24 protein-coding genes are annotated in these 22,814 nt (G+C 32.9%); all 24 read left to right on the plus strand.

Going from position 1 to position 22,814, the window contains the following annotated elements; translation table 11 throughout:
* The first annotated feature begins 80 nt into the window (after positions 1 to 80).
* Positions 81 to 833 carry a formate dehydrogenase accessory sulfurtransferase FdhD gene (fdhD, locus tag ACU68W_RS04705; RefSeq protein WP_094223133.1) on the plus strand — a complete coding sequence of 251 codons (753 nt, stop codon included), beginning with the start codon at positions 81 to 83 and terminating at the stop codon, positions 831 to 833.
* 2 nt (positions 834 to 835) lie between these two features.
* Positions 836 to 1,471 carry a formate/nitrite transporter family protein gene (locus ACU68W_RS04710; protein ID WP_094204106.1) on the plus strand — a complete coding sequence of 212 codons (636 nt, stop codon included), beginning with the start codon at positions 836 to 838 and terminating at the stop codon, positions 1,469 to 1,471.
* 10 nt (positions 1,472 to 1,481) lie between these two features.
* Positions 1,482 to 2,663: a molybdopterin molybdotransferase MoeA gene (locus ACU68W_RS04715; protein ID WP_094223134.1), complete on the plus strand. Its 1,182-nt coding sequence runs from the start codon at positions 1,482 to 1,484 to the stop codon at positions 2,661 to 2,663.
* Complete coding sequence (gene mobB, locus ACU68W_RS04720; RefSeq protein WP_094223135.1) at positions 2,660 to 3,667, plus strand: molybdopterin-guanine dinucleotide biosynthesis protein B; 1,008 nt, start codon at positions 2,660 to 2,662, stop codon at positions 3,665 to 3,667. Before ACU68W_RS04715 ends, mobB begins: the two co-directional genes overlap by 4 nt.
* 9 nt (positions 3,668 to 3,676) lie before the next feature.
* On the plus strand, positions 3,677 to 4,132 hold the full coding sequence (locus ACU68W_RS04725; protein ID WP_094223136.1) for an 8-oxo-dGTP diphosphatase: 456 nt from the start codon (positions 3,677 to 3,679) through the stop codon (positions 4,130 to 4,132).
* The gene (locus tag ACU68W_RS04730; RefSeq protein ID WP_094223137.1) at positions 4,132 to 5,040 is read left to right on the plus strand and encodes a DMT family transporter; all 909 of its coding nucleotides are present in this window, start codon (positions 4,132 to 4,134) and stop codon (positions 5,038 to 5,040) included. The genes ACU68W_RS04725 and ACU68W_RS04730 overlap by 1 nt, the downstream gene beginning before the upstream one ends.
* Entirely contained in the window at positions 5,033 to 5,773 is a 741-nt protein-coding gene (locus ACU68W_RS04735; protein ID WP_094223138.1) for an NAD-dependent protein deacylase, read from the plus strand. Before ACU68W_RS04730 ends, ACU68W_RS04735 begins: the two co-directional genes overlap by 8 nt.
* Positions 5,763 to 6,161: a hypothetical protein gene (locus ACU68W_RS04740; protein ID WP_094207552.1), complete on the plus strand. Its 399-nt coding sequence runs from the start codon at positions 5,763 to 5,765 to the stop codon at positions 6,159 to 6,161. The genes ACU68W_RS04735 and ACU68W_RS04740 overlap by 11 nt, the downstream gene beginning before the upstream one ends.
* A 220-nt stretch (positions 6,162 to 6,381) precedes the next feature.
* Positions 6,382 to 7,536 carry a TlpA family protein disulfide reductase gene (locus ACU68W_RS04745; protein WP_094223139.1) on the plus strand — a complete coding sequence of 385 codons (1,155 nt, stop codon included), beginning with the start codon at positions 6,382 to 6,384 and terminating at the stop codon, positions 7,534 to 7,536.
* A gap of 15 nt (positions 7,537 to 7,551) precedes the next feature.
* A complete protein-coding gene (locus tag ACU68W_RS04750; RefSeq protein WP_002835608.1) occupies positions 7,552 to 7,704 on the plus strand; it encodes a CD1871A family CXXC motif-containing protein in 153 nt (50 codons plus the stop codon).
* Positions 7,697 to 8,593, plus strand: a complete 897-nt coding sequence (locus ACU68W_RS04755; protein ID WP_094223184.1) for a 4Fe-4S binding protein — start codon at positions 7,697 to 7,699, stop codon at positions 8,591 to 8,593. The genes ACU68W_RS04750 and ACU68W_RS04755 overlap by 8 nt, the downstream gene beginning before the upstream one ends.
* A 101-nt stretch (positions 8,594 to 8,694) precedes the next feature.
* A complete protein-coding gene (locus ACU68W_RS04760; protein ID WP_094208213.1) occupies positions 8,695 to 9,453 on the plus strand; it encodes a rhodanese-like domain-containing protein in 759 nt (252 codons plus the stop codon).
* Positions 9,454 to 9,507: 54 nt separating this feature from the next.
* On the plus strand, positions 9,508 to 10,989 hold the full coding sequence (locus ACU68W_RS04765) for a TIGR04282 family arsenosugar biosynthesis glycosyltransferase (protein ID WP_446756184.1): 1,482 nt from the start codon (positions 9,508 to 9,510) through the stop codon (positions 10,987 to 10,989).
* On the plus strand, positions 10,961 to 11,623 hold the full coding sequence (locus ACU68W_RS04770; RefSeq protein WP_094223141.1) for a TIGR04283 family arsenosugar biosynthesis glycosyltransferase: 663 nt from the start codon (positions 10,961 to 10,963) through the stop codon (positions 11,621 to 11,623). The genes ACU68W_RS04765 and ACU68W_RS04770 overlap by 29 nt, the downstream gene beginning before the upstream one ends.
* Positions 11,598 to 12,545, plus strand: coding sequence for a (Fe-S)-binding protein (locus tag ACU68W_RS04775; protein WP_094223142.1), 948 nt, complete (start codon positions 11,598 to 11,600; stop codon positions 12,543 to 12,545). Before ACU68W_RS04770 ends, ACU68W_RS04775 begins: the two co-directional genes overlap by 26 nt.
* Positions 12,542 to 13,462, plus strand: a complete 921-nt coding sequence (arsS, locus tag ACU68W_RS04780) for an arsenosugar biosynthesis radical SAM (seleno)protein ArsS (protein WP_094223143.1) — start codon at positions 12,542 to 12,544, stop codon at positions 13,460 to 13,462. The genes ACU68W_RS04775 and arsS overlap by 4 nt, the downstream gene beginning before the upstream one ends.
* Positions 13,455 to 13,895 (plus strand): C-GCAxxG-C-C family protein, encoded by a 441-nt coding sequence (locus tag ACU68W_RS04785; RefSeq protein ID WP_094204092.1) that lies wholly within the window; start codon positions 13,455 to 13,457, stop codon positions 13,893 to 13,895. Before arsS ends, ACU68W_RS04785 begins: the two co-directional genes overlap by 8 nt.
* A gap of 295 nt (positions 13,896 to 14,190) precedes the next feature.
* Complete coding sequence (locus ACU68W_RS04790; protein WP_094223144.1) at positions 14,191 to 15,735, plus strand: NAD(P)/FAD-dependent oxidoreductase; 1,545 nt, start codon at positions 14,191 to 14,193, stop codon at positions 15,733 to 15,735.
* 70 nt (positions 15,736 to 15,805) lie between these two features.
* Positions 15,806 to 16,759 (plus strand): 1-phosphofructokinase family hexose kinase, encoded by a 954-nt coding sequence (locus ACU68W_RS04795; RefSeq protein WP_094223145.1) that lies wholly within the window; start codon positions 15,806 to 15,808, stop codon positions 16,757 to 16,759.
* Positions 16,760 to 16,945: 186 nt separating this feature from the next.
* Positions 16,946 to 18,397, plus strand: a complete 1,452-nt coding sequence (gene guaB, locus ACU68W_RS04800; RefSeq protein WP_094223146.1) for an IMP dehydrogenase — start codon at positions 16,946 to 16,948, stop codon at positions 18,395 to 18,397.
* Between the two features lie 9 nt (positions 18,398 to 18,406).
* Positions 18,407 to 18,880: a 5-(carboxyamino)imidazole ribonucleotide mutase gene (gene purE, locus ACU68W_RS04805; protein ID WP_094223147.1), complete on the plus strand. Its 474-nt coding sequence runs from the start codon at positions 18,407 to 18,409 to the stop codon at positions 18,878 to 18,880.
* Positions 18,880 to 19,905: a phosphoribosylformylglycinamidine cyclo-ligase gene (gene purM / locus ACU68W_RS04810; RefSeq protein WP_094208221.1), complete on the plus strand. Its 1,026-nt coding sequence runs from the start codon at positions 18,880 to 18,882 to the stop codon at positions 19,903 to 19,905. The genes purE and purM overlap by 1 nt, the downstream gene beginning before the upstream one ends.
* A 58-nt stretch (positions 19,906 to 19,963) precedes the next feature.
* Positions 19,964 to 21,079, plus strand: coding sequence for a uroporphyrinogen decarboxylase family protein (locus ACU68W_RS04815; RefSeq protein WP_094223148.1), 1,116 nt, complete (start codon positions 19,964 to 19,966; stop codon positions 21,077 to 21,079).
* 135 nt (positions 21,080 to 21,214) lie between these two features.
* A complete protein-coding gene (locus ACU68W_RS04820; protein WP_446756185.1) occupies positions 21,215 to 22,810 on the plus strand; it encodes an ABC-F family ATP-binding cassette domain-containing protein in 1,596 nt (531 codons plus the stop codon).
* The last annotated feature ends 4 nt before the right edge of the window (positions 22,811 to 22,814 follow it).

Consider the following 22,814-nt stretch of genomic DNA (forward strand, 5'->3'; position numbering starts at 1 on the left):
TTCTCAAAACAAAATTGATAATGGTGTTAAGTATTTGTATCGGCTAAAGTTGTTTGATATAATAAAATAAAGGAGAGATTATGAAATTTGAAAAAAAAGTAATGCTTAAGAAATATAACGACGGAGTTATAGAAGAAGTTGAAGATGTTATTTTGAGAGAATTTTTGTTGGATATCAATATTAATTCCAAACCAATTGTTAAGCTTTTGTGTATTGAAAAGGATTTACAAGAACTTGTTACGGGATATCTTATAACAGAAAATATTGTAAGGCCAGAAGATATACAAAATGTAGATATTAAAATTGACGGGAATGTTTGTGATGTTACTTTAAAAGATATCGATAACACTCCAAGTCATGTGACTACTGAAAGTGGAGATTATAAAAACGTTCCGTACAATTTTACTAACAGAGATGAAAAAGTCACTCCGATTGATTGGGACGAAGAAACGTTGTTGAAGATTTCCAATTTTAACTTATCGGGATCGCAGTTATTCAAAGAAACTGGCAATGTGCATTCTGTTGTTTTGGCAAAAAATGGAGAAATAATCTGCCAATGTGATGATATTGGAAGATACAATGCTTTCGACAAGGCTGTGGGTACTGCAGTGTTAAATGGAGAAAAACTATCTGATTTAATTGCATTTACCTCTGGAAGAATTCCTTCATCAATTGTTCAAAAATGTGTCAATTCAGGTATTTCTGTTATAGTTTCTAGAAGTGCACCAACGGATATTTCTTTGGAATTAGCTAGCAAATATAACTTGTCCGTAATCGGCTTTTGCAAACAAAGTCGTTTAAATATTTATAAGGATTTTAGAAAGAAGGATTAATTATGAAAAAATTTGCGGATTTTTTGTATGCCATTATGGCAGGGGCATTTATTGCTATGGGTGGAGTTGCGTTTTTGAGCCTAAACAATAAAATAGTCGGGGCATTTATGTTCAGCTTGGGACTTTTTGCTGTGTGTACTTTAAAGTATAATTTATTTACAGGGAAAGTTGGATATCTGTTCTGTAATGATGTAAAAACTTATTTGCCATGGTGCTTAATGGTGTGGGTTGGAAATTTGGTCGGTAGTATTATCGTAGCGGAATTGGTTCGTCTTACGAGAGTCGCTCCTGGACTTATCGAAAAATCCACAAAATTGGTTCAAGTAAAAGCAGATGATACTTTGATTAGTTTGTTTGTTTTGGGAATTTTCTGTAATATTATGGTTGTTCACGCTGTGGATCAATACTTAAACAATCCTCACGAAATTGGAAAATATTTGGGAATTATAATGAGTATTATGGTATTTATTTTGGTCGGATTTGAACACAGTATTGCAGATATGTTTTACATTCAAATGGCGAGAATGTGGAATTCACAAACAATTATCGCTCTAATTGTCATTACTTTGGGTAATGTAGTGGGCGGAATTTTGATTCCAACAATGAGAAATATAAACACAAAATTAAAAAGCGAATAAGGTTGAATGAATGTTATTACAAGTAGAAAAAGCAAAGGAAATTCTTAGAAAAACACAAAAAAAAGCATCTGATATTGAAGAAATTGATATCGATGATGCTTATAACAGAGTTTTGGCGGAGGATGTGTTGGCGAAGTTCAACAATCCTCCTTATCCAAAAAGCGCAATGGATGGATATGCTGTAAGTAGCAAAGATTCTGACAAATTATCGAAAAAGAAAATTATTGGAACGAATTTTGCTGGAGATTGCAATGATTTTGATTACGAAGAAAATACTTGCGTGAGAATAATGACAGGCGCATTCGTACCACAAGGCTACGATGCAATTGTAAAACAAGAAGACTGCGAAGTGGTTGATGATTTTATTGAAATCAAAAAATCTTACAAGCCTTTTGATTATTACATCAAAGAAGGAGAAGATGTAAAAGAGAATGATTTGTTAATTCCTAAAAACACGAGGATTTCTTCAGTTGATTTGTCGATTTTGGCTTCAAATGGTTATGCAAAAGTTAAGGTTTACAGAAAATTAAAAGTAGCGCTATTGTCGACAGGATCTGAATTGTTGTATCCTGGAGATGATTATACTCCAGGTAAAATCTACAGTTCAACTACTTTTACATTAAAATCTATTTTAAAAAATTCAGGAGTAGAAGTTGTCGAACAAAAAAACTGCATGGATGATGAACAATCAATTATAAAAGAAATAAAAAATCTAACACAAAAATCAGATATCGTTATAACAACGGGCGGTGTTAGTGTTGGTGACAAAGATTTAATGGAAACCTGTATGAAACAAATTGGAGAAGTTTTGTTTCACGGAATCGCTATGAAGCCTGGAACTCCAGTGATGGCATCAAAAGTAGGTGACACAATTGTGTTGTCTTGTTCGGGAAGTCCATTTGCAGCTTTTTGTAATTTCGAAGTTTTATTTTGGGATTTGTACAATAAATATTATGGATTAAATGTAAAACAATTTGAAAAAGGAAAAGTTGTAAAAGGATCGATGAAACCATCGAAGCTTCAACGATATGTCAGATGTTTTGTAAAAGATTCTGAGATTACGATTTTTGATAAGCACAAGAATTCCATGCTACAAGATTTGACAAATTGCAATGCGCTTTTACTTCAAAAACAAAACGAAAGCTTGGATGTGGGTTCAAGCGTGGATTATATATATTTGGGTGAAATATGAGAGTTTCTGTAGGAATATTGGCTGGTGGAAAAAGTGTGAGAATGGGTCAAAATAAGTTTGATTTGAACTTTTACGGTCACACTTTTATAGAGGAATTAATAGATAGGTTCAAAGATTTTGATGTAATTGTTTCATCTAATACAGCCGATTATTCTCCGATTAAAACTGTGAAGGATACTTATATTGATGCGGGACCTTTGAGTGGAATATTGGAGATTTTGAAAAATTCTACAAATGAATATGTATTTATAACTTCTTGCGATATGATAAATGTAAAATCTGATTTGGTTGATTTTGCAGCATCTATCGCAAGTTTTTCAGATGAAGCTGTAATTTTTGAAACAGATGAGAGATGCTATCCTACTTGCGGGATTTTTTCGAAAGAAATAATTCCTATTTTGGAAGAAATGCTTGAAAGTAAAGATTATCGTGTGATGAATTTGGTTAAGAAAATCGATACGAAATTTGTTAATTTGAAATACACAATTTTTGAGGATGAATTTGTTAACATTAATTATCCAGAAGAACTGAAACAAAATACAACACCTTTGATTTGTATTTGTGGCAAAAAAAATAGCGGCAAGACTACTTTTATTAAAAAGCTTGTTTATGAATTGAAAAAAAGAGGTAAAACTTGCTCGGTAATTAAACACGATGGGCACGATTTTGAGCTTGATTTCAAAGATACTGACACTTTTTATTACAAAGAGTACGGCGCTTGTCAGACCTTGATTTTTAACGATAAATACTTTAAATTAGATGGTAGGAGTAAAAATATTTATGATTTGATAAAATTATTAGACGATGTTGATTTGATTATTATCGAAGGAATGAAGGATTCAGATTTCATTAAATACGAATGTACTCTTACAGATGATTTGGTATGTAGCGATGTAAATAAATACGGAATTATTAGCGACAGAAATTTTAGTGGGTTCGATAATTTCGATATCAATAATCCATCAGAGTTTGCAGACTACATTATCCAAAAATTTAAAATTTAGAAGGTATTTATGGAAAATATTTTGTGCAATATGATAAAAATCAATCGTGGAAATGATGTTTTGGTTTTAGATAAAGTAAAAAAATACGGTTGGGAAGGGTTAACTTTTCCAGGAGGTCATGTCGAAAAGGTAGAATCTATAACTGAATCTGTCATTAGAGAAGCGAAAGAAGAAACTAATTTGGATATAGAAAACATAAAATATGTTGGAATGATTAGCTGGTACGACATGGACAACAACGACAGAATTGTTGGATTTTTGTACGAAACTGATGATTTTTCTGGAGAATTGATAAAGGAAAATGTCGAAGGGACATTGGAATTTATCGATTACGAAGAATTAAAAAACATGGATGGACATAGCGATTCTATGGGTGAAATTTTCGCTATTTACGACGGTAAGTATTCTGAAATCGTGCTTTATTATGAAGATAATAAATGCGTAAAAAAGGAGTGTTATAGATAGTGAGAAAAGCTAAAGGAATGATGTTCGCCATAATCTCGGCGTTGATTTTTGGATTTACACCGATTATGGTCAGAGAAACTCTGAGCAATGGAAGTAACGTAATTATGACTTCTTTTTTGAGGGGATTTTTCGTAATTCCATTTTTGATTATTTCATTGAAAAGTAGAAATGTCAGCCTCAAAGTTACAAACCAAGAATTGAAAAAACTAATTTTGATGTGTAGCATTGGTGGTTGCATCACAATGACAATGCTTTATGCATCGTATCAATATATTTCCGTTGGGCTTGCAACTTCTATTCATTTTATTTTTCCGACGATTGTAACAGTGTATTCGGTTATGTTCTTAAATGAAAAGATGACAAAATACAAATTCATCTCACTAATCACATCTATAATCGGAGTTATTTTACTAGCAAATAATGTCGGTGGAAGCAGTAATTTTCCGTTGGGAATGTTCTTGGCAGTGGCATCTGGTTGTACTTATTCTTTTTATTTGATTTATATGGATGTATCAGGGCTAAAAAACATGGACAGTGTCAAAGTTACATTTTACAATTGCACAATTAACTCAACGATGCTTTTTGTATTTGGGCTTATTACTGGAGATTTTACATTGTCTTTATCAAGATATGCGTGGATTATCGCATTCGTTATTTCAATATTGGTTTCAGTATTTGGAACGCTATTCATTCAACTTTCCATTGTGAATGCTGGTGTTAGCACGTACACGATTTTTTCGACCTTGGAGCCAATTACATCTGTAATATTGGGGATTATTTTATTTAACGAAACTACAGATCCAAGAAGATTGCTTGGCTGTTTTATGATATTTTTGTCGGTGATGATACTAGCAGTTTCAACGAGATTTCAAGAAAGAAAAGCAAAGGGAAGTGTAAATAATGAATGATGTTGAAAAATTAAAACAAATTGTAGAACAAAGTGACAAAATCGTGTTTTTTGGTGGAGCAGGAGTGTCTACTGCATCTGGAATTCCAGATTTTAGATCAGCAACGGGACTTTACAACAAGAAAAACGACAGCGATTTTTCGCCAGAATATATGTTGAGCCACGAATTTTTCGTGACACGTCCCGATTTATTTCAGAATTATGTTTTGGAAAATTTAATTATCGATGGAGTAAAACCAAACAAAGCTCATTTGTCTTTGACAAAGTTAGAAAAAGCTAACAAATTACTGGGAGTAATCACACAAAATATCGACAGCTTAGACAAAATGGCTGGAACTAAAAATATCGCAGAAATTCACGGCAATTTGAGAGATTATTACTGTGTAAATTGTGGTGCAAAATACGATTTGGATTATTACAAACAACAAAGACCATGCAAATGTGAAAAATGTGGAGGTGTTGTTCGTCCAGATGTTACATTGTACGGAGAAGTTCCACCACAAAGTGAATTTGCAAAAGCTATCAGTTGGATTAACAAAGCAGACACGATGATTGTCGCGGGAAGTTCACTTGTCGTGTATCCTGCAAGTGGTCTTATCAATTATTTTAGAGGAAATAATTTGATACTAATTAATCTAGATCGTACAAGCTACGATAATATGGCAAATATCGTGATTCACGACGATATTGCAAAAACTTTAGAATATGTGACGAGGGATATTGATGAAAGATAAAATCAAAAATTATTTGCAAAAAGTGTACGGAGTTGATTTTTTGTCGAAGACTATGATAGTAGTCGCTCTGATACTTTCTTTGATTAATTTAAAATTTAAAAATAGAGTTATAGAGATCATTACGATGATTTTAATTGTGTATTTCGGAATTTTCAGAGTTTTTTCTGTTAACAAATATCAACGAATGATTGAGAATCAAAAATTCTCAAAGGCTGTAAAACCTATGACTGATTTTTTTGAAAAATACAAAATCAGAGCCGCAAATTCCAAGGACAAGAAGTACATTAAATGTCCTAACTGCAAAAAAGAAATGAAAATTCCAAGAAATAAAGGAAAAATCAAAGTAACTTGTCCTCATTGTGGGCATAAATTTGTGAAGAAAAGTTAATTATTTTGAAAAAATAAATATGATAATAATGCTACAAATCTACTACGGAAAAAGTAGTAGATTTTTTGTTGCTATAAATGAGGATTATAGTCTTATCAATTGCGACTTTATTTTAAAAAAACAATTTCACGAACGTTTCATAAAACTATCGTAATATAATATCAGATTACACGAATGCGTGTTATCTAAATATGAACTTAGATATTTTATGGAGGAAATTATGAGAAAAAATGTATTAAAAGGAACAACTTTGCTACTAGCATTGTGTTTTAGCGTTGGAGCGGTAGGTTGCCAAAAATCTAGTGGAAATACGGGAAAAGAAACTAAAGTGGTAAGCCCAAAAGAAGCGGGAATGAAAAACGATAAAAACCGTGAAAACGAAAAATTCAAACCTTCTGATTATTCATTACAACCAAAAGATGAATTTGTATATGAGTTTTTGGGATTGAAGTTCAAGCTTTCAGAACAAGTTAAAAAAGATATGAAAGACAAGAAGATTGCGATGTTGGATGAACAAAGTCCTATCGACAAGGAATTGAAATACGCTATGCTTACTTTCAGCAAATTAACTGAAGAACAAAAAAATGCAGTAGTGGATAAAATGGGTGATGGATACGAAAAATGGCAAAAAGAACTTGAAAGAGTGGGTTCTATTGGAATGTTTGACAAAAATATGCCTGAAGCTGAAATCGCCAAAATCACAAAATGCGACAATAACAAAAAAATCGGCGAATCAAAAGATGGTAAGTTCACTTACTTCATAAGTTCAAAAGGTAAAATGGATGAAGGTTTTGCAAAAGAATTTGCTAAAATTCAAATTGATATTATAGACAAAAAACCACGTCCTGAAAATGGATTTGTATTATCTGAAAAAACTGATTTGGAAAATACAGAAGCATTCGACAAAAAATCTGTTAAGGGTTTGAGCAATTTATCCACAAAAGATATCAATGGCAAAGATTTCTCAAGCAAAGATTTTTCAAAATACGACCTTACAATGGTAAATGTATTTGCCACTTGGTGTAGTGCTTGTGTGAATGAAATTCCTGATTTGAGTGAGGTTCAAAAAGAAATGAAGAACAAAGGTGTAAATATTGTAGGAGTTGTCACAGATACTGTGGACGATAATGGTACTAATAATGAAGCATTGCAAAAGGCAAAACTAATTCAAGAAAAAACAAAAGCTTCATATCCATTCTTAATGCCAGACAAATCAAACTTCAACGGCAGATTAAACGGAATTCAAGCAATGCCAGAAACTTTCTTTGTCGATAAAAATGGAAATATTATAGGAGAAACTTATTCTGGTGCAAAATCAAAAGAAGAATGGAAACAAGTTATCGAAAAAGAATTAGCTAATTTGAAAAATAAATAAAATTAGGTGATTTAAATGTACAAAAAATTTATTCATAGCCGTATATTTTCAGTTACGATTTTATTTCTGTCTGTTGGGATGATTTATTACGGTTACAACAACGGCGAAGTAAAAGTTGTGTTGGATAAGGCTATAAGAATTTGCATGGAGTGTATTGGAATTGGATAAGATTAAAGATTTACTAAGCTTTGGAACGAAGAAAAACAGATATAAAATAATGGATAATTTCAGACACGCTTTTCAATCGCTGTGGTTTTTGATTACAAATTCTTATGTAGAAGGTTTTAAAACCGGAAAGATTTACGGTGGAAACCTCAAGAAAATTTGCGTTCCGGGGATGAATTGTTATTCTTGCCCCGGAGCCAAAGGCTCTTGCCCGATTGGCTCATTACAAGCTGTAATTGGAAACTCTAATTTTAAGTTTAGCTATTACATAGTAGGATTTTTGTTTTTCATTGGAGCTTTGATGGGAAGATTTGTGTGTGGATGGTTGTGTCCGTTTGGATTGATTCAAGATTTGTTATATAAAATCCCTTTCTTCAAAAAGATAAAAACTTTTAAATACGATAAACATTTGAGAAAATTAAAATATTTTATTTTGGTAATTTTCGTAATAATTTTGCCGATGTTTGTGGTGGATATTTTGGGACAAGGCTCTCCGTATTTTTGCAAATTGATTTGCCCGATAGGAATGCTTGAAGGAGGAATTCCTCTCGTATTACTCAACAAAAGTATGAGAGGAGCGATTGGATTTTTGTATTATTGGAAGGGAACTATTCTGATACTTACGATTTTACTTTCAATAATGATTTACAGACCTTTCTGCAAATATATTTGTCCTTTGGGTGCGATTTATTCATTTTTCAATCCGATTTCTATTTTCAAATATAGATTGGACAAAAATAAATGTATTAGTTGTGGAAGATGCAAGAAAGTTTGCCAAATGAACGTGGATCCTACGAAAAACTGCAATCATAAGGAATGTATTAGATGTGCAAGATGCAAAAATGCCTGCCCTGTTGATGCGATAAGCTGTGGAATAAAAGAAAAGAAATAATACTCAAAATCATTTATAGAAAATTTCAATAAATGAATCTTGGAATTTGTTGTGTCTGTATGATACAATGTTATCGAAAAGATTTTTAGGAGGAATTTATAGTGAAAAAACTTTTATTAACATTAGCTTTAGTATCAGCTTTAACTGTTACTGGATGTTCAAATAATTCAGATAAACCAGCTGACAATAATACTAAAACAGAACAAAATGCTGAAAAACCAGCAGAAAAGACTGAAGAAAAAGCAGCCATAAAAGAAATGAAAGGCGCTGATCTTGAAGCAATCGAACAAGACAAGAAGAAAAAAGAAACTGTATTGGTTGTTGACGTTAGAAGCAAAGAAGAATACGACCAAGGTCATGTTAAATGGGCTATCAATATGCCAATCGACACTTTTGAACAAGAAGTTTCTAAGTTAGATGCTTACAAAGATAAAGCTGTAATCACAGTTTGCAACACAGGAAAGAAAAGCCAAAAAGCTGCTGAAATTTTAGTAAATAACGGATTCAAAGATGTTACAAACGCAGAAGGCGTTAAGAAATTTGAATACAAATTAGTTAAATTCGCTAACATTTTACCAGAAGATTTAGTAAAAGCATCTGAAGATACTAACAATGTTATAGTTGATGTTAGAGATAAAAAAGATTATGATGCAGGTCATATCAAAAATGCAATTAACATTCCATTAGATGAAGCAGATGCAAGATTATCAGAAATTCCTACAGATAAACCGGTTTACACTTATTGCTATTCTGGAAATAAATCTGGTCAATTAGCACAAAAACTAATCGACAGAGGAAACAAAGACGTATTCAACTCTTTGGATGGAACTAAAGAACACGACTACGAATTAGTAAAATAGTTTTTAAAATTAATGCGGCTCAGAATTTGGGCCGCTTTTTTTACAGGAGATTGAATGAACGCAGTAATTTTAATGACTAAAATTCCAAATAAAAATTCTAAAACAAGATTATCTACAATTTTATCTGAAAAACAAAGGATAACGATGAGTAATAATTTGATAGAAAAAAATATAAATGCTATCAAAAACTACAAAGTTTTTTTGTCTCTAACGCCAGATGAATTATTTGACGATTACACAAAAAATTCTCCTTATGATTGCATCAGACAAACGGGAGATGATATCGGTCAAAGGATGAATAATTCGATAAAAGAAGTTTTGTCATGTGGATATTCTAAGGTTATTTTAATTGGATCAGATATTATTGATTTTGATAGTGAGATTTTTAATGAAGCTTTTTACAAATTAGACACCAATGATGTAGTATTTAGTCCTACTGAAGACGGCGGTTATAGTCTCATTGGAATGAAAAAAGCGTACGACATGTTGTTTGAGAATAAAAAATATTCCAATCCAGATGTAGAAAATGATTTGGAAAATTGTCTGATTGAAAATGGCTTGTCCTATTTTAAATTGAGACAAACTCACGATGTAGACACTGATATTGATTTTATCAAATACATATCGCAATCAAAAAACGTCAAATTACTTGGCAAAGGTGAGTATAATTCTAATTATTTAATAGATGGGGATTATTTGATAAGAATTGCAAGAGGCTCACAAATGCATTTGAATAATCAGATAGAATACGAAAACAATGCTCTAAAATTCTTGGAACAATCAAAAGTTACACCGAAAGTATACGATTTGAAAAAAGATGAAATGTCCGGTATTTCTTATTTAACAGAAGAATACTTGATTGGTAGAGAACTTAATTATCACACAGATTTAAAAATTGCAGCGTATCTTTTATCAAAAATTCATTCTCTTGATGTAACTGGCAAAGATTTTATAAAAGCAGACAGTCCTTTTAATATGATGTTTGAAGAATTTACACAGATGTTTTCTCATTATCAAAACTGGGACAAAAAAATAAAATCTACAGAAGATAAAATTTCGGATATGCTACAATACATTAAAAATTTGGGGCTTGATTCTACTCTTGAAAATCCGTGTCTTATCAACACTGAATTAAATAACCAAAACTTCATAATAGGAGAAAAGTCTTATGTTATAGATTGGGAAAAACCAATAATTGGAGAGCGTGAGCAAGATTTGGCGCATTTTTTGGCACCAACGACGACTTTTTGGAAAACAGATGTAATATTTGATATGGACACAATAGATGATTTCTTAAATGAATACAACAAATTATCAAAAATAAAAGTCGATAGGAAAAAGTTCGTAAAATATTTGTTGTTCACATTTCTAAGAGGAATAACTTGGTGTTCAATGGCATATACTCAATACGTGGATGAGAATAGAGATAGTGGATTTACTTTTGAAAAGATAAAAGCATATTTGTCTGTTGAATTTTTGGATAATATATGGGAGTTTATAAAAGCGAATGATTTCAGTAATAGTGCCAGTGTATAATGAATCTGACAAAATCGATAGATTCATCGACCACCTGGATGTTTTTGATGATGAATTTGAAGTGATTTTCAGCGTGAGCGGCGATGACGACACGTTTGAAAAAATCAGAGACAGAGGATATAAACCAATTAGAAGCATCAAGGGTCGTGGCAATCAAATTATAAATGGAATTGCAAATTCAACAGGAGAAATAATTCTGATTCTTCACGCGGATACTTTCTTCAAAGAAAATCCAAAAGAAGAAATCAAATCAATTTTACAAAATTATAAAATGGGTTGTTTCAGCATTTCATTTGTACCAAAACAGTTCATAATGCAAATTGTCGCATTTAATTCCAATAATCGTGTCAAACACAGAAACATCGCATTTGGTGATCAGGGAATGTTTTTTACAAGAAAATTTTATTATGAGATGGGTGGATTCAAAAATATTGATTTAATGGAAGATTATGATTTTTCGATTAGGGTAAAGGAAAAAGGCCACATTATCTTCCAATCAAAGATGAGGATATATTCTTCATCGCGTAGATTTCAAAAAAATGGTCCTTTTAGGACTATGTGGACGATGCAGAAATGTCAACATATGTATCGCAAGGGGGAAAAAGTAGATGATATCAAACAAAAGTACAAATGATTACTTACAAGAAGTTAAGGACAAGTGTATTGAATGTGGTAAATGCACAAAATGTTGTCCTTTTTTGACGAAATACAAGATTAATTTAAAAGATTTTGCAGACAGACAAGACTTGGCATTTTCTTGTTTCTTGTGTCAAAAATGTAAAGCGGTGTGTCCGGTTGACTTGGATGGAAAAAAGATTTCTCTTATTTTAAGAAAACAAAATCCTAAATTCGAATCAGTAAAAAAACAAAAAGAAAATTATTTCTTCAAAAACAAATCTAAAAGAAAAACAAAAGATTTGCTGTATTTGGGCTGTAATTTTCCAGCATTTTATCCAGATACTACAAAATATTTAATGGAATTGTTCAACAAAGAAGGATTTGATTATTCAATTGATTGTTGCAATCTACCAAGTGATTATACTGGATTTGAAAATAATTATATGGAAAGATTTGAAAAAGAACTCAAAGACAAGGAAGTCGAAAGAATTGTGTGCGTGTGTCCAAACTGTTTCCACAAATTTTACAAAAATTTGTCGGTTGAAGTTATTACGATTTTCAAATGGCTTGAAGAAAGAGATATGATACAAGATATTGATGAGGAAGTAAATGTGTTCTTCCCATGCTCTGACAGATATAATCACATAATTTTTGAAGAAATCAAAAGACATATCAAAGGATTTAACAATAAATACATAAGTACAAACTGCTGTGGAGCAGGTGGAATTGCAGGAAAAAGCGAAAAAGACATCGCAACTCAAATGCAAAACTCCATTAAAAACGAAAAAATGTATACTTATTGTGCGACTTGTTCGTCCAAGTTTGTGGCAAATAATGAAGTGCACCACTTTGTAAGTACAATGGTTGGTATAGATGAAAAATGCGATCCAAGCTTTTTCAAAAATGCATTAAAAGGAAAATTTAGGGGGAGAAAATGAGATTCGAAGATAGAATTTCTGAAAAATATAAAACAACTGGCGATATCACAACACTACAATTAAACATTACTGAAAAATGTAATTTGCGTTGTAAACACTGCCACGTTATGAAGAACAGCGAAAACTTAGAAATGAGCAAAAAAACTATGGAAGATTGCTTGAAGTTTTTGGATAACCACAAGATGAAAACTGTGGATATTACAGGTGGAGAACCAACAACACATCCAGAAATTGTGTGGTTTATGAAGGAATGCTTGAAAAGAGTAGACGAGCTTATTATTAGAACGAACGCCACAGATATCGAAAAAAACAAGGAATTAATGGATTTGTTTGATAAAGAAAAAATCAAAATTGTCGTATCTCTTCCTTGCTACACACAAGATAACGTAGACAGCCAAAGAGGAGATGGCGTATACGACAAAGTCATTGCTAACTTAAAGAAACTTAATGAAATGGGCTATGGAACTGAAAAAGAATTGGACTTGGTTTACAATCCACTTGGTGGATTCTTACCACCAGAACAATCCAATCTTCAATCAGATTATGAACGCGAGTTGAAAAAGAAGGATGTTGTGTTTAATAATTTGTTCACTATTACAAATATGCCTATTGGATATTTCAAAGATTTTTTGATCGAAAAAGGCGAATACGAAGATTACATGAAATTGTTGGAAGATAATTACAATGAAGAAACTTGTGAAAATATAATGTGTAGATTCCAAATTTCTGTGGATAGCTTAGGAAATCTTCACGATTGCGACTTCCACTTAGCAGAAAAAGTCCCAATGAAAGACTACACAAACATCAAAGATTTAATTGATGTGAAGGATTTGTCCAGAGAAATCGTGTGGAAAGATTACTGCTACGGTTGTACTGCAGGAAGTGGATCAAGTTGTGGAGGTGCATTGGATGAGTAAATTAACTAACGAAGAAATTTGGCAACAATTTACAGAAGGAATAGATTGTGCGCAAGTAGTTTTGAGATATTTCGCAGATGATTTGGGCGTAGATAAGGAACTTGTTACAAAAATCGCATCACCATTTACAGGTGGAATGTACAAGGGAATGACTTGTGGAGCAGTAACTGGTGCCTACATGGTTTTGGGAATCAAATACGGCCATTCAAAGCCAAATGAAGGCGAAAAGAAAGTCGAACTAGTGAAAAAAATGTTCGAATTCGATACCAAATTCAAAGAAAAACAATCTACGATAATTTGTGAAGAAATATTGGGAGATAATATAGCAGAAAATCTTGAAAAAATCGAACAAGAAAACACTATGCAAAGAAAATGTCCACAAGCTGTGAATGATGCAATAGATATATTAGAGGAAATGTTTGAAGAAAAATAAAATGAGAGCTGTCTACTTTGGTAGGCAGCTTTTTAGGTGTGTATTTAAAAATCCTAATGCTAAGAATATCATACGGAAAAAATTGGCTTGATTTCAAATCGAAAAAATCCAGCTAAAATCGCACTGTTTGAGCGAAGGCGAGTTTGCGATTTTAGGATTTTGAGATTTAGAAATCTACATTTTTTGTAGTCTAGATATTCGTGCATTAGATTTTTAAAAATCATTATGATTTGCTAATAAATATTTCTATTTAAATAATGATATAATACAAGTAACAAAGGAAAGAGAGAAAATTATGATTATTATTAGAAATATAAAATTAAAAAATGACGACGAAAACGAATTGAAGAAAAAAATCTCTAAAATGATTGGAATGAAAAACTTCAATTATGAAATCTACAGGAAATCAATTGATGCTAGAAGGGGAATTCTGTTCAACTATCAAGTTATCGTCGATGTCGATTTGCCCGACAAAAAGATAAAATCAATTAAAAATTGCGAGAAATATTTTGAGGAAGATTTTAACTTAGAAGATGTCGATAATTCGAAAAGCGTCACAGTTGTTGGAAGTGGTCCTGCGGGATTATTCTGCGCGTATTTATTAGCGAAAAACGGAGCTAAGGTGAAAGTTATTGAACGAGGAAGCGAGGTATCCAAAAGAGTTGACGATATCAACAAATTCCTGGATACTGGTAAGCTTAACACAAACAGTAACGTTCAATTTGGAGAAGGTGGAGCTGGAACTTTTTCTGACGGGAAATTAACTGCACGCTCTAAAGACAAAAGAGTCAGAGAAGTTTTGAAGACTTTTGTGGACTACGGCGCTCCTAGTGAAATTATGTATGACTCCAAGCCGCACATTGGAACCGATGAATTGCAAAAAGTAATTGTGAACATGAGAAATGACCTTATCAAAATGGGTTGTGAATTTGAATTCGATACATTGATCGACGATGTCGAAATTGAAAATGAAAAATGTGAGGGAATAAAATCACATAATAGAAAATTTCAATCTGACTGTTACGTTTTTGCTCTTGGAAATAGTTCGAGAGATACGGTGATGATGTTAGCCGACAAAATTAAAATGACGAACAAACCTTTTGCGGTTGGTTTTAGAATTGAGCATCCACAAAAAATGATTGATTTTGCACAATATAAATGCGACAGAGATCTTCCGAGTGCGACTTATCAGCTTTCTTATTCTGAGGAAAACAAAAGGGGAGTGTACACTTTTTGCATGTGTCCAGGTGGATATGTAATCAATGCTTCCAGTGAAGAAAATGAATTGTGCGTCAATGGTATGAGTTTTCACAAAAGAGACGGCAAAAACGCAAATAGTGCGATTGTGTGTGGTATAGATGAAGATACTTATGGACATAATTTATTAGACGGGATTAGATTTCAACAAGAAATCGAACGCAAAGCTTTTGAATTGGGAGGAGCGAACTACAATGCTCCAGTTCAGTTGGTAAAAGATTTTATGGATGATAAAAAATCTGAAAAAATCGGAGAAGTTGAACCTACTGTGAAACCTGGATATGTTTTGAGCAATTTGAATGATATTTATCCAGAACATGTTACAAATTACATTAAAACTGCGATTAAAATGATGGACAACAAGCTTCACGGATTTTCAATGGATGATGCTATACTCACAGGAGTTGAAACGAGAACATCGTGTGCAGTGAGAATGGATCGAGATGATTTGTTAAGAAGCGAAAATGTTGATAATTTGTATGTGATTGGCGAAGGTAGTGGATATTCTGGAGGAATCGTGTCAAGTGCGATTGACGGATTGAAGGCTGCTGAAGTTATTCTTACATCAAAGTTATCTAAATAATTTAAAAAGCTATATTATTGGGTATATTTATTAAAGATAAATTTTTAATTAATTTGAAGAGGGGAATAAAATGATACTTTGTATAACTGCGAATCCTGCTATAGATGTGATTTACGAAATGGATGAGCTGGATACTAATGGAGTAAATGTAGTTGATGATGCGTACAAAACGCCTGGAGGAAAAGGGATAAATGTGTCCAAAGTTTTGGATTTGTTGAGGGCAGATTTCATGGTTACAGGCTTTATCGGAGGAAGTAATGGAGATTATGTAATCGACAAGTTAGACGATGTGAATATTAAGCACGATTTTATTTTTACAAATGTCGACACAAGAAACTGCATTAGAGTGATTCATGGCGATAAGCAATTTGAAATCTTTGAAAAAACTAACAAAATTGATTCTAGATTTGAAAGAACTTTTATGTCACTTATTAAAGAAATCGGGAAAAATTACAATATAGCAGTAATCAGTGGAAGTTTGATGAACGGTTTATCCGAAGATTTTGTCGAAGAAACTATGGATATTCTAAAAGCTAACAGCAAGATTATTTTGGATACAAATGGACAAGTGACTAAAAAAGTTTTGGAAAATAATTATAAACCATACGCAATCAAGCCTAATTTCTATGAATTTAAGGAAATTATTGGTTTAACAGAAGATGTTTCTTCAGAAGATTTCGTCAACAAAGATTCTGAGTATTTGAAGGAAATTTTCAGCAATAAATTGTTGGATGATATTGAAATTGTTTTGGTTACCAATGGAAAATACGGAGCGATTTTAAAATACAAAGATAATTTGTACAAGATTTCTGTTCCTCAATATAAAATACAAAGAACTGTCGGAAGTGGAGATGCTACTGTGGCAGGCCTCGCGAAATTCTTGGATGATGGAGAAGGCGTAATGGAAACTGTTTTGAAGGCTTTATCTCTTGGCGTATTAAATGCGAGAGTTTCAGAAGTTGAAAAGCTGGACGCAGATAAAATAAACGAAGTAGCAGAACAAATAAATGTTGAATTATTATAGAAGATATACGCACCAAAAGTTTTTTTGGTGCTTTTTTCTTGCTCAAAAATTTGTATTTCTGATATAATAGCTGTAAAGAAATAAAAGGAATAAATTTGCTTGACTTGTGATCATTTGTATGGTAAATTTATTCTCAACATTAAAAATTTTTAACAAAGTTTTTATTTATTTTATGAGGAGGGTATTATGCAATTTATCGGCGAAGGATTAACATTTGATGACGTACTTCTAGTACCAGGTCCATCAGAAGTGTTACCTAATGAAACTATCTTGAAAACAAGATTAACTAAAAAAATTGAATTGAACATTCCTATGATGTCAGCAGGAATGGACACTGTAACTGAGTCAAAAATGGCTATCGCTATGGCGAGACAAGGCGGGATCGGAATTATTCACAAGAACATGACTATTGAAGAACAAGCAAGAGAAGTAGATAGAGTTAAACGTTCAGAAAATGGAATAATTACTGATCCTTTTTACTTATCTGCAGATGACAAAATCGTTGATGCTTTGAAATTGATGAGTCATTACAGAATTAGCGGTGTACCTATAGTTAATGATGATATGACTTTAGTCGGAATCCTAACTAACAGAGATGTTAGATTCGTAAAGGACGAACAACTTCCAATTGGAGATGTTATGACTAAGGACAATTTAATAACAGGTCACGAAAACATATCAATGGATGAAGCCTTGGAAAAAATGATGAATGCTAAGATTGAAAAACTTCCAATTGTAGATGAAAACTTCAAATTAAAAGGTCTTATCACTACAAAAGATGTTGAAAAAACAATCCAATATCCAAATTCAGCAAGAGATTCACAAGGAAGATTATTAGTTGGTGCAGCTGTTGGTATCACTAATGATATGATTGAAAGATGTCAAGCTTTAGTAGATGCAAAAGTTGATGTCGTAACTATTGATACAGCTCACGGTCATTCAAGAGGAGTTTTGAATGCTGTCAGAAAATTAAAAGAAGCTTTCCCAGATCTTCAAATTATCGCAGGTAATGTTGCAACAGCAGATGCTACAAGGGATTTGATAGAAGCTGGGGCAGATTGTGTTAAAGTTGGTATCGGACCTGGATCTATTTGTACGACAAGAGTTGTAACAGGTATAGGTGTTCCTCAAATGACAGCTATAATCGAATGTGCAAAAGAAGCTGATAAACACGGTATTCCAATCATCGCCGATGGTGGTATTAAATACTCAGGAGATATTACAAAAGCATTAGCAGCAGGTGCATCTGTTATCATGGCAGGTAGCTTGTTCGCTGGTACTGAAGAAAGTCCTGGAGAATTAGTTGTATTAGAAGGTAGACAATACAAAGAATACAGAGGAATGGGTTCGCTTGGAGCTATGAAAGCTGGAAGTGGAGACAGATATTTCCAAAATAACACTAAAAAATACGTTCCAGAAGGAGTAGAAGGTAGAGTTGCTTACAAAGGATCTGTTGCAGAAGTTGTTTATCAATTAGTTGGTGGACTTCGTTCAGGTATGGGTTATGTAGGAAGCAAAGACTTAGTTGAATTAAAAGAAAAATCAAAATTCGTGAAGATTTCTCCAGCAACACTTGTAGAAAATCATCCACATGATATTACAATTACTAGAGAATCTCCAAACTATACAAAAAAATAGGAGCAAACAATGGATATTAGATTAATAATGGGAAGCAGTTCAGATATTGAAGTTGCAAAAAAAGTTACTAAAATGTTGAAAAAATTTGATCTATCTTATGAAGTATCAGTTATTTCAGCACACAGAGCATTGGATGTTTTAAAAGAAACTGTTGAAAAAGACGACTGCAAAGTTTACATCACAATCGCTGGCAAAGCAGCACACTTAGGTGGAGTAACAGCAGGAATGACAACAAAACCAGTTATAGGAATTCCTGTAAAAGGATCTGCACTTGCTGGAATGGATGCTTTGTTTTCAATAGTTCAAATGCCTAAAGGAGTTCCAGTTGCAACTGTAGCAATCGATGGTGGAGAAAATGCAGCTATCTTAGCAGCTCAAATGATTGCTTTGTCTGACGAAAAACTAGCTCAAAAATTAAAAGATTACAAAGAAGAAATGAAACAAGGTGTCATTGATTCTGACAGGGAGTTAGAAGAAATATAATGGGATTAACTTACAAAGATTCTGGTGTAGATAAAGAAAAAGGCTACGAAGAAGTTCAAATTATAAAAGAAATCGTAAAGAAAACTCATGGAAAAGAAGTTCTAACAGGTATCGGTGGATTTGCTGGTTTATTTAAACCAGAAATCTCCGATATGAAAGAACCTGTATTGGTTAGTGGAACTGATGGCGTTGGAACAAAAATCAAATTAGCCATGGAACTAGACAAACACGATACAGTTGGTATTGATTTGGTTGCAATGTGTGTTAATGATGTTTTGTGCCAAGGGGCAAAGCCATTGTTTTTCTTGGATTACATCGCTACTGGAAGTTTAAAACCAGAAAAAATGGCGGATTTGGTTCGTGGTGTAGCGGAAGGTTGCACTCAATCAGAATGTGCATTAATTGGCGGAGAAACTGCTGAAATGCCAGGATTGTACAAAGAAAATGATTATGATTTGGCGGGATTTGCAGTTGGAATCGTAGACCGCGAAAAAATAATTGACGGAAGCAGCATCAAAGAAGGAGACGTTGCAATATCTTTGTCTTCAAGCGGAGTTCACAGCAATGGATTTTCACTTGTAAGAGCGGCATTGGATATGGCAAATGTGAAATTATCCGACAAATTTGAAGATACTACAGTTGGAGAAAGACTTTTGGTTCCTACGAGAATTTACGAAAAAGAAATCTCAGCTTTATTAAAAGAAGTTCAAATCAAAGGAATTGCTCACATCACAGGTGGTGGATTGTACGAAAACGTGCCTAGAATGTTGCCTGAAAATATAGGAATAGAATTTGACTTAAAAGAATCAGAAATTGATCCTGTGTTCAAAGCTATTCAAGAATGGGGAAATGTCGAAACAAAAGAAATGTTCTCCACATTTAATATGGGAATTGGAATGGTAGTTGTAGTAGATGCAAAAGATGTGGATAAATCTCTTGAAATATTACAAAAAATAGATCCAAAAGCAAAAAAATGCGGAGTTTGCAAACAAACAGAAACAAAAGTTGCGATTAATCTAGACTAATGTAGGAATTAATCAAAATTTTCAAAAATAATTGTGGGTCAATAAAGTGAGGGAGAATATGTCGAAAAAATTTATTTCATTTGTTGATGAAGGTCTTTTGAATATGACTTATACTTCCAGGTTACAATCATATTTGGAAGGAAATGTCGTGGATGTAAATCCTTTCGATCTTTTTGATGTGGAGACTCCACTGACTATCAACTCCGGATATTCCAAAAAAGATATTTTAAATGATTTTGGGTTGTACACTGATATGGTTCATTTGAAAAAATCATTGTATGGAATTGATTATATGTATATAGGAATGGATCAAAAAGGAATTGGAAGCATTTTGGGAAGTGAAACCAAGATGACTGAAAAAGGCGATTCATTGACATCAGTGTATGCGCTTGATGATTACAAAGATTTTTCCAAAATGGAAAATATCGATATAAAATCTAGCGAAACTGTTGTAAATTTTATCGAAAAAGCTAAGAAAACAAAAGAAGCAATGAGAGGAATCACCATATTTGGTGCTGTGACAGGACCTCTTACGACAGCATCAGGAGTTAGACCTGTGGAAAAACTTCTTCGTGACACTCGAAAAAACAAGGAAGATATCAAAAGACTGTTGGAAATGTGCACAGATTATACTATAGAATTTGTAAAGATTTTTACAGAAGAAATAGGTGGATGTTTTTTCAAAATTGCTGATCCAGTTTCCTCGTTGAATGTCATAAGCAAGAAACAATACGATGAATTTACTCAACCTTACATGGAAAAATTATCAGATAGTGTGTACGAAATCACTGGAATTAAGCCTATGGTTCATATCTGCGGCAAAACAGATAAAGTGTGGGAAAATTTCAGGGACAGTAGTTTTTCAAGATTTTCTGTGGACAATATCGAAGATATCGGAGAATTGAAAAATAGTTTGGGCGACAATATGATAATCGAAGGAAATATTGCGCCTATGGATATACTATTGAATTCAGATCCAGAGACTGTGAGAAACGAAGTCAAAACACTTTTGCAAAAGGCGTCAGACAGTCCAAAAGGTTTCATCCTAAATGCAGGATGTACTGTTTGTGATAACACTCCAATTGAAAACATTGAAAGCTACATCAGAGCTGTGTGTGAATTCGGAAAAGATGCTTCGATTGGAAATTTGCCAAAAGGATTGACCAATATATAAATTTATAAAATTAACAACCATTTATTTTTCAAAATTAAATGGTTGTTTTTGAATTGAAAAATGTATCCCAATATTGTGTTATCAAGACTTGATAATACTTTTATGGTATAATATGTGAGTATTGGAGGGATTTAGATGTTAACAGTTAACAATTTAAGTGTCATATTCCCCGATAAAAAATTATTTGAGGATGTTAACCTAATTTTTAATCCAGGTAACTGTTACGGAGTTATTGGTGCGAATGGTGCTGGGAAATCTACATTCCTCAAAATTTTATCCGGAGAAAAAGAGCCTACAAAAGGCAATGTCACGATAGATAAGAACACAAGATTATCGAAACTTAATCAAGATCACTACGCTTTTGAAGAAAACAGCGTAATGGATACAGTTTTGATGGGAAACAAAAAGCTTTACGATATCCAAAAAGAAAAAGATGCTATATACATGAAGCCAGATTTCAGCGATGAAGATGGAATGATAGCAGCGGAATTAGAAGCAGAATTCCAAGAACTTGGAGGATATGAAGCAGAAGCGGAAAGTTCATCTTTGCTGCAGGGTTTGGGAATAACGACACAACAACATTTTATGTTGATGAAAGATTTGAAAGAATCTGACAAGGTAAAGGTGTTATTAGCACAAGCTTTGTTCGGAAATCCAGGAATATTGCTACTAGACGAACCTACAAATGGTTTGGATTTAAAAGCAATATTGTGGCTACAAGATTTTCTGATGGATTTTCCAGGAATTGTAATCATAGTATCTCACGATAGATATTTCTTAAACGAAGTGTGCACTCATATGGTCGATGTCGACTACGGAAAGATTAATATGTTCGTTGGTAACTACGATTTCTGGTATGAATCAAGCCAACTTGCACTTAGAATGCAAAAAGAACAAAACAAGAAAAAAGAAGACAAAATCAAAGAACTTCAAGATTTCATTCAAAGATTTTCTGCAAATAAATCAAAATCCAAGCAAGCTACAAGTAGGAAGAAACTTTTAGACAAAATCACATTAGATGACATTAAACCATCTAGTAGACGTTATCCATTCGTTGGATTTGAACTTTCAAGAGAAGTTGGAAATGAAATTTTGAATGTAGAAAACTTGACTGTAGAACAAAATGGCAACAAGCTTATCGATAATTTGAGCTTCAGAGTAAACAAAGGAGATAAGATTGGATTCATCGGAAACGAAATCGCCATCACGAAATTCTTCGAAATAATCAACGGAAACGATGATGATTATACAGGAGAATACAAATGGGGACAAACTATAACTCACACGTATTTTCCAAAAGATAATACTAGGTTCTTCGAAGATTGCGATTTGAATTTGATTGATTGGTTGAGACAATTCAGCGAAGAAAAATCTGAAATTCACATCAGAGGATTTTTGGGAAAGATGCTATTTTCAGGAGACGAAGCTTTGAAGAAAGCCAACGTTCTTAGCGGGGGCGAAAAAGTCAGAATGATGTTTTCCAAAATGATGGTAACACCAGCCAACGTTTTGGTGTTCGACCAACCTACAAACCATTTGGATTTGGAAAGTATCGAAGCTGTAAATAACGGTTTGATTACATTCAAATCAAACATTTTGTTCACATCACTCGATCACCAATTTGTATCTTCTGTTGCAAATAGAATTATTGAAATATTTGATGACGGAACTTATCGTGACGTATCAATGAATTACGAAGACTATATAGAAAAATATTTAACTAATAATTAGGAGT

The organism is Finegoldia sp. P2-F-LR, from assembly GCF_052932265.1.

Bases quoted from the DNA above. Each gene is read 5' to 3' on its own strand.
- fdhD (WP_094223133.1), top strand. From the start codon at position 81: ATGAAATTTGAAAAAAAAGTAATGCTTAAGAAATATAACGACGGAGTT.
- ACU68W_RS04710 (WP_094204106.1), top strand. From the start codon at position 836: ATGAAAAAATTTGCGGATTTTTTGTATGCCATTATGGCAGGGGCATTT.
- ACU68W_RS04715 (WP_094223134.1), top strand. From the start codon at position 1,482: ATGTTATTACAAGTAGAAAAAGCAAAGGAAATTCTTAGAAAAACACAA.
- mobB (WP_094223135.1), top strand. From the start codon at position 2,660: ATGAGAGTTTCTGTAGGAATATTGGCTGGTGGAAAAAGTGTGAGAATG.
- ACU68W_RS04725 (WP_094223136.1), top strand. From the start codon at position 3,677: ATGGAAAATATTTTGTGCAATATGATAAAAATCAATCGTGGAAATGAT.
- ACU68W_RS04735 (WP_094223138.1), top strand. From the start codon at position 5,033: ATGAATGATGTTGAAAAATTAAAACAAATTGTAGAACAAAGTGACAAA.
- ACU68W_RS04740 (WP_094207552.1), top strand. From the start codon at position 5,763: ATGAAAGATAAAATCAAAAATTATTTGCAAAAAGTGTACGGAGTTGAT.
- ACU68W_RS04745 (WP_094223139.1), top strand. From the start codon at position 6,382: ATGAGAAAAAATGTATTAAAAGGAACAACTTTGCTACTAGCATTGTGT.
- ACU68W_RS04750 (WP_002835608.1), top strand. From the start codon at position 7,552: ATGTACAAAAAATTTATTCATAGCCGTATATTTTCAGTTACGATTTTA.
- ACU68W_RS04765 (WP_446756184.1), top strand. From the start codon at position 9,508: ATGAACGCAGTAATTTTAATGACTAAAATTCCAAATAAAAATTCTAAA.
- ACU68W_RS04770 (WP_094223141.1), top strand. From the start codon at position 10,961: ATGATTTCAGTAATAGTGCCAGTGTATAATGAATCTGACAAAATCGAT.
- ACU68W_RS04775 (WP_094223142.1), top strand. From the start codon at position 11,598: ATGATATCAAACAAAAGTACAAATGATTACTTACAAGAAGTTAAGGAC.
- arsS (WP_094223143.1), top strand. From the start codon at position 12,542: ATGAGATTCGAAGATAGAATTTCTGAAAAATATAAAACAACTGGCGAT.
- ACU68W_RS04785 (WP_094204092.1), top strand. From the start codon at position 13,455: ATGAGTAAATTAACTAACGAAGAAATTTGGCAACAATTTACAGAAGGA.
- ACU68W_RS04790 (WP_094223144.1), top strand. From the start codon at position 14,191: ATGATTATTATTAGAAATATAAAATTAAAAAATGACGACGAAAACGAA.
- ACU68W_RS04795 (WP_094223145.1), top strand. From the start codon at position 15,806: ATGATACTTTGTATAACTGCGAATCCTGCTATAGATGTGATTTACGAA.
- guaB (WP_094223146.1), top strand. From the start codon at position 16,946: ATGCAATTTATCGGCGAAGGATTAACATTTGATGACGTACTTCTAGTA.
- purE (WP_094223147.1), top strand. From the start codon at position 18,407: ATGGATATTAGATTAATAATGGGAAGCAGTTCAGATATTGAAGTTGCA.
- purM (WP_094208221.1), top strand. From the start codon at position 18,880: ATGGGATTAACTTACAAAGATTCTGGTGTAGATAAAGAAAAAGGCTAC.
- ACU68W_RS04815 (WP_094223148.1), top strand. From the start codon at position 19,964: ATGTCGAAAAAATTTATTTCATTTGTTGATGAAGGTCTTTTGAATATG.
- ACU68W_RS04820 (WP_446756185.1), top strand. From the start codon at position 21,215: ATGTTAACAGTTAACAATTTAAGTGTCATATTCCCCGATAAAAAATTA.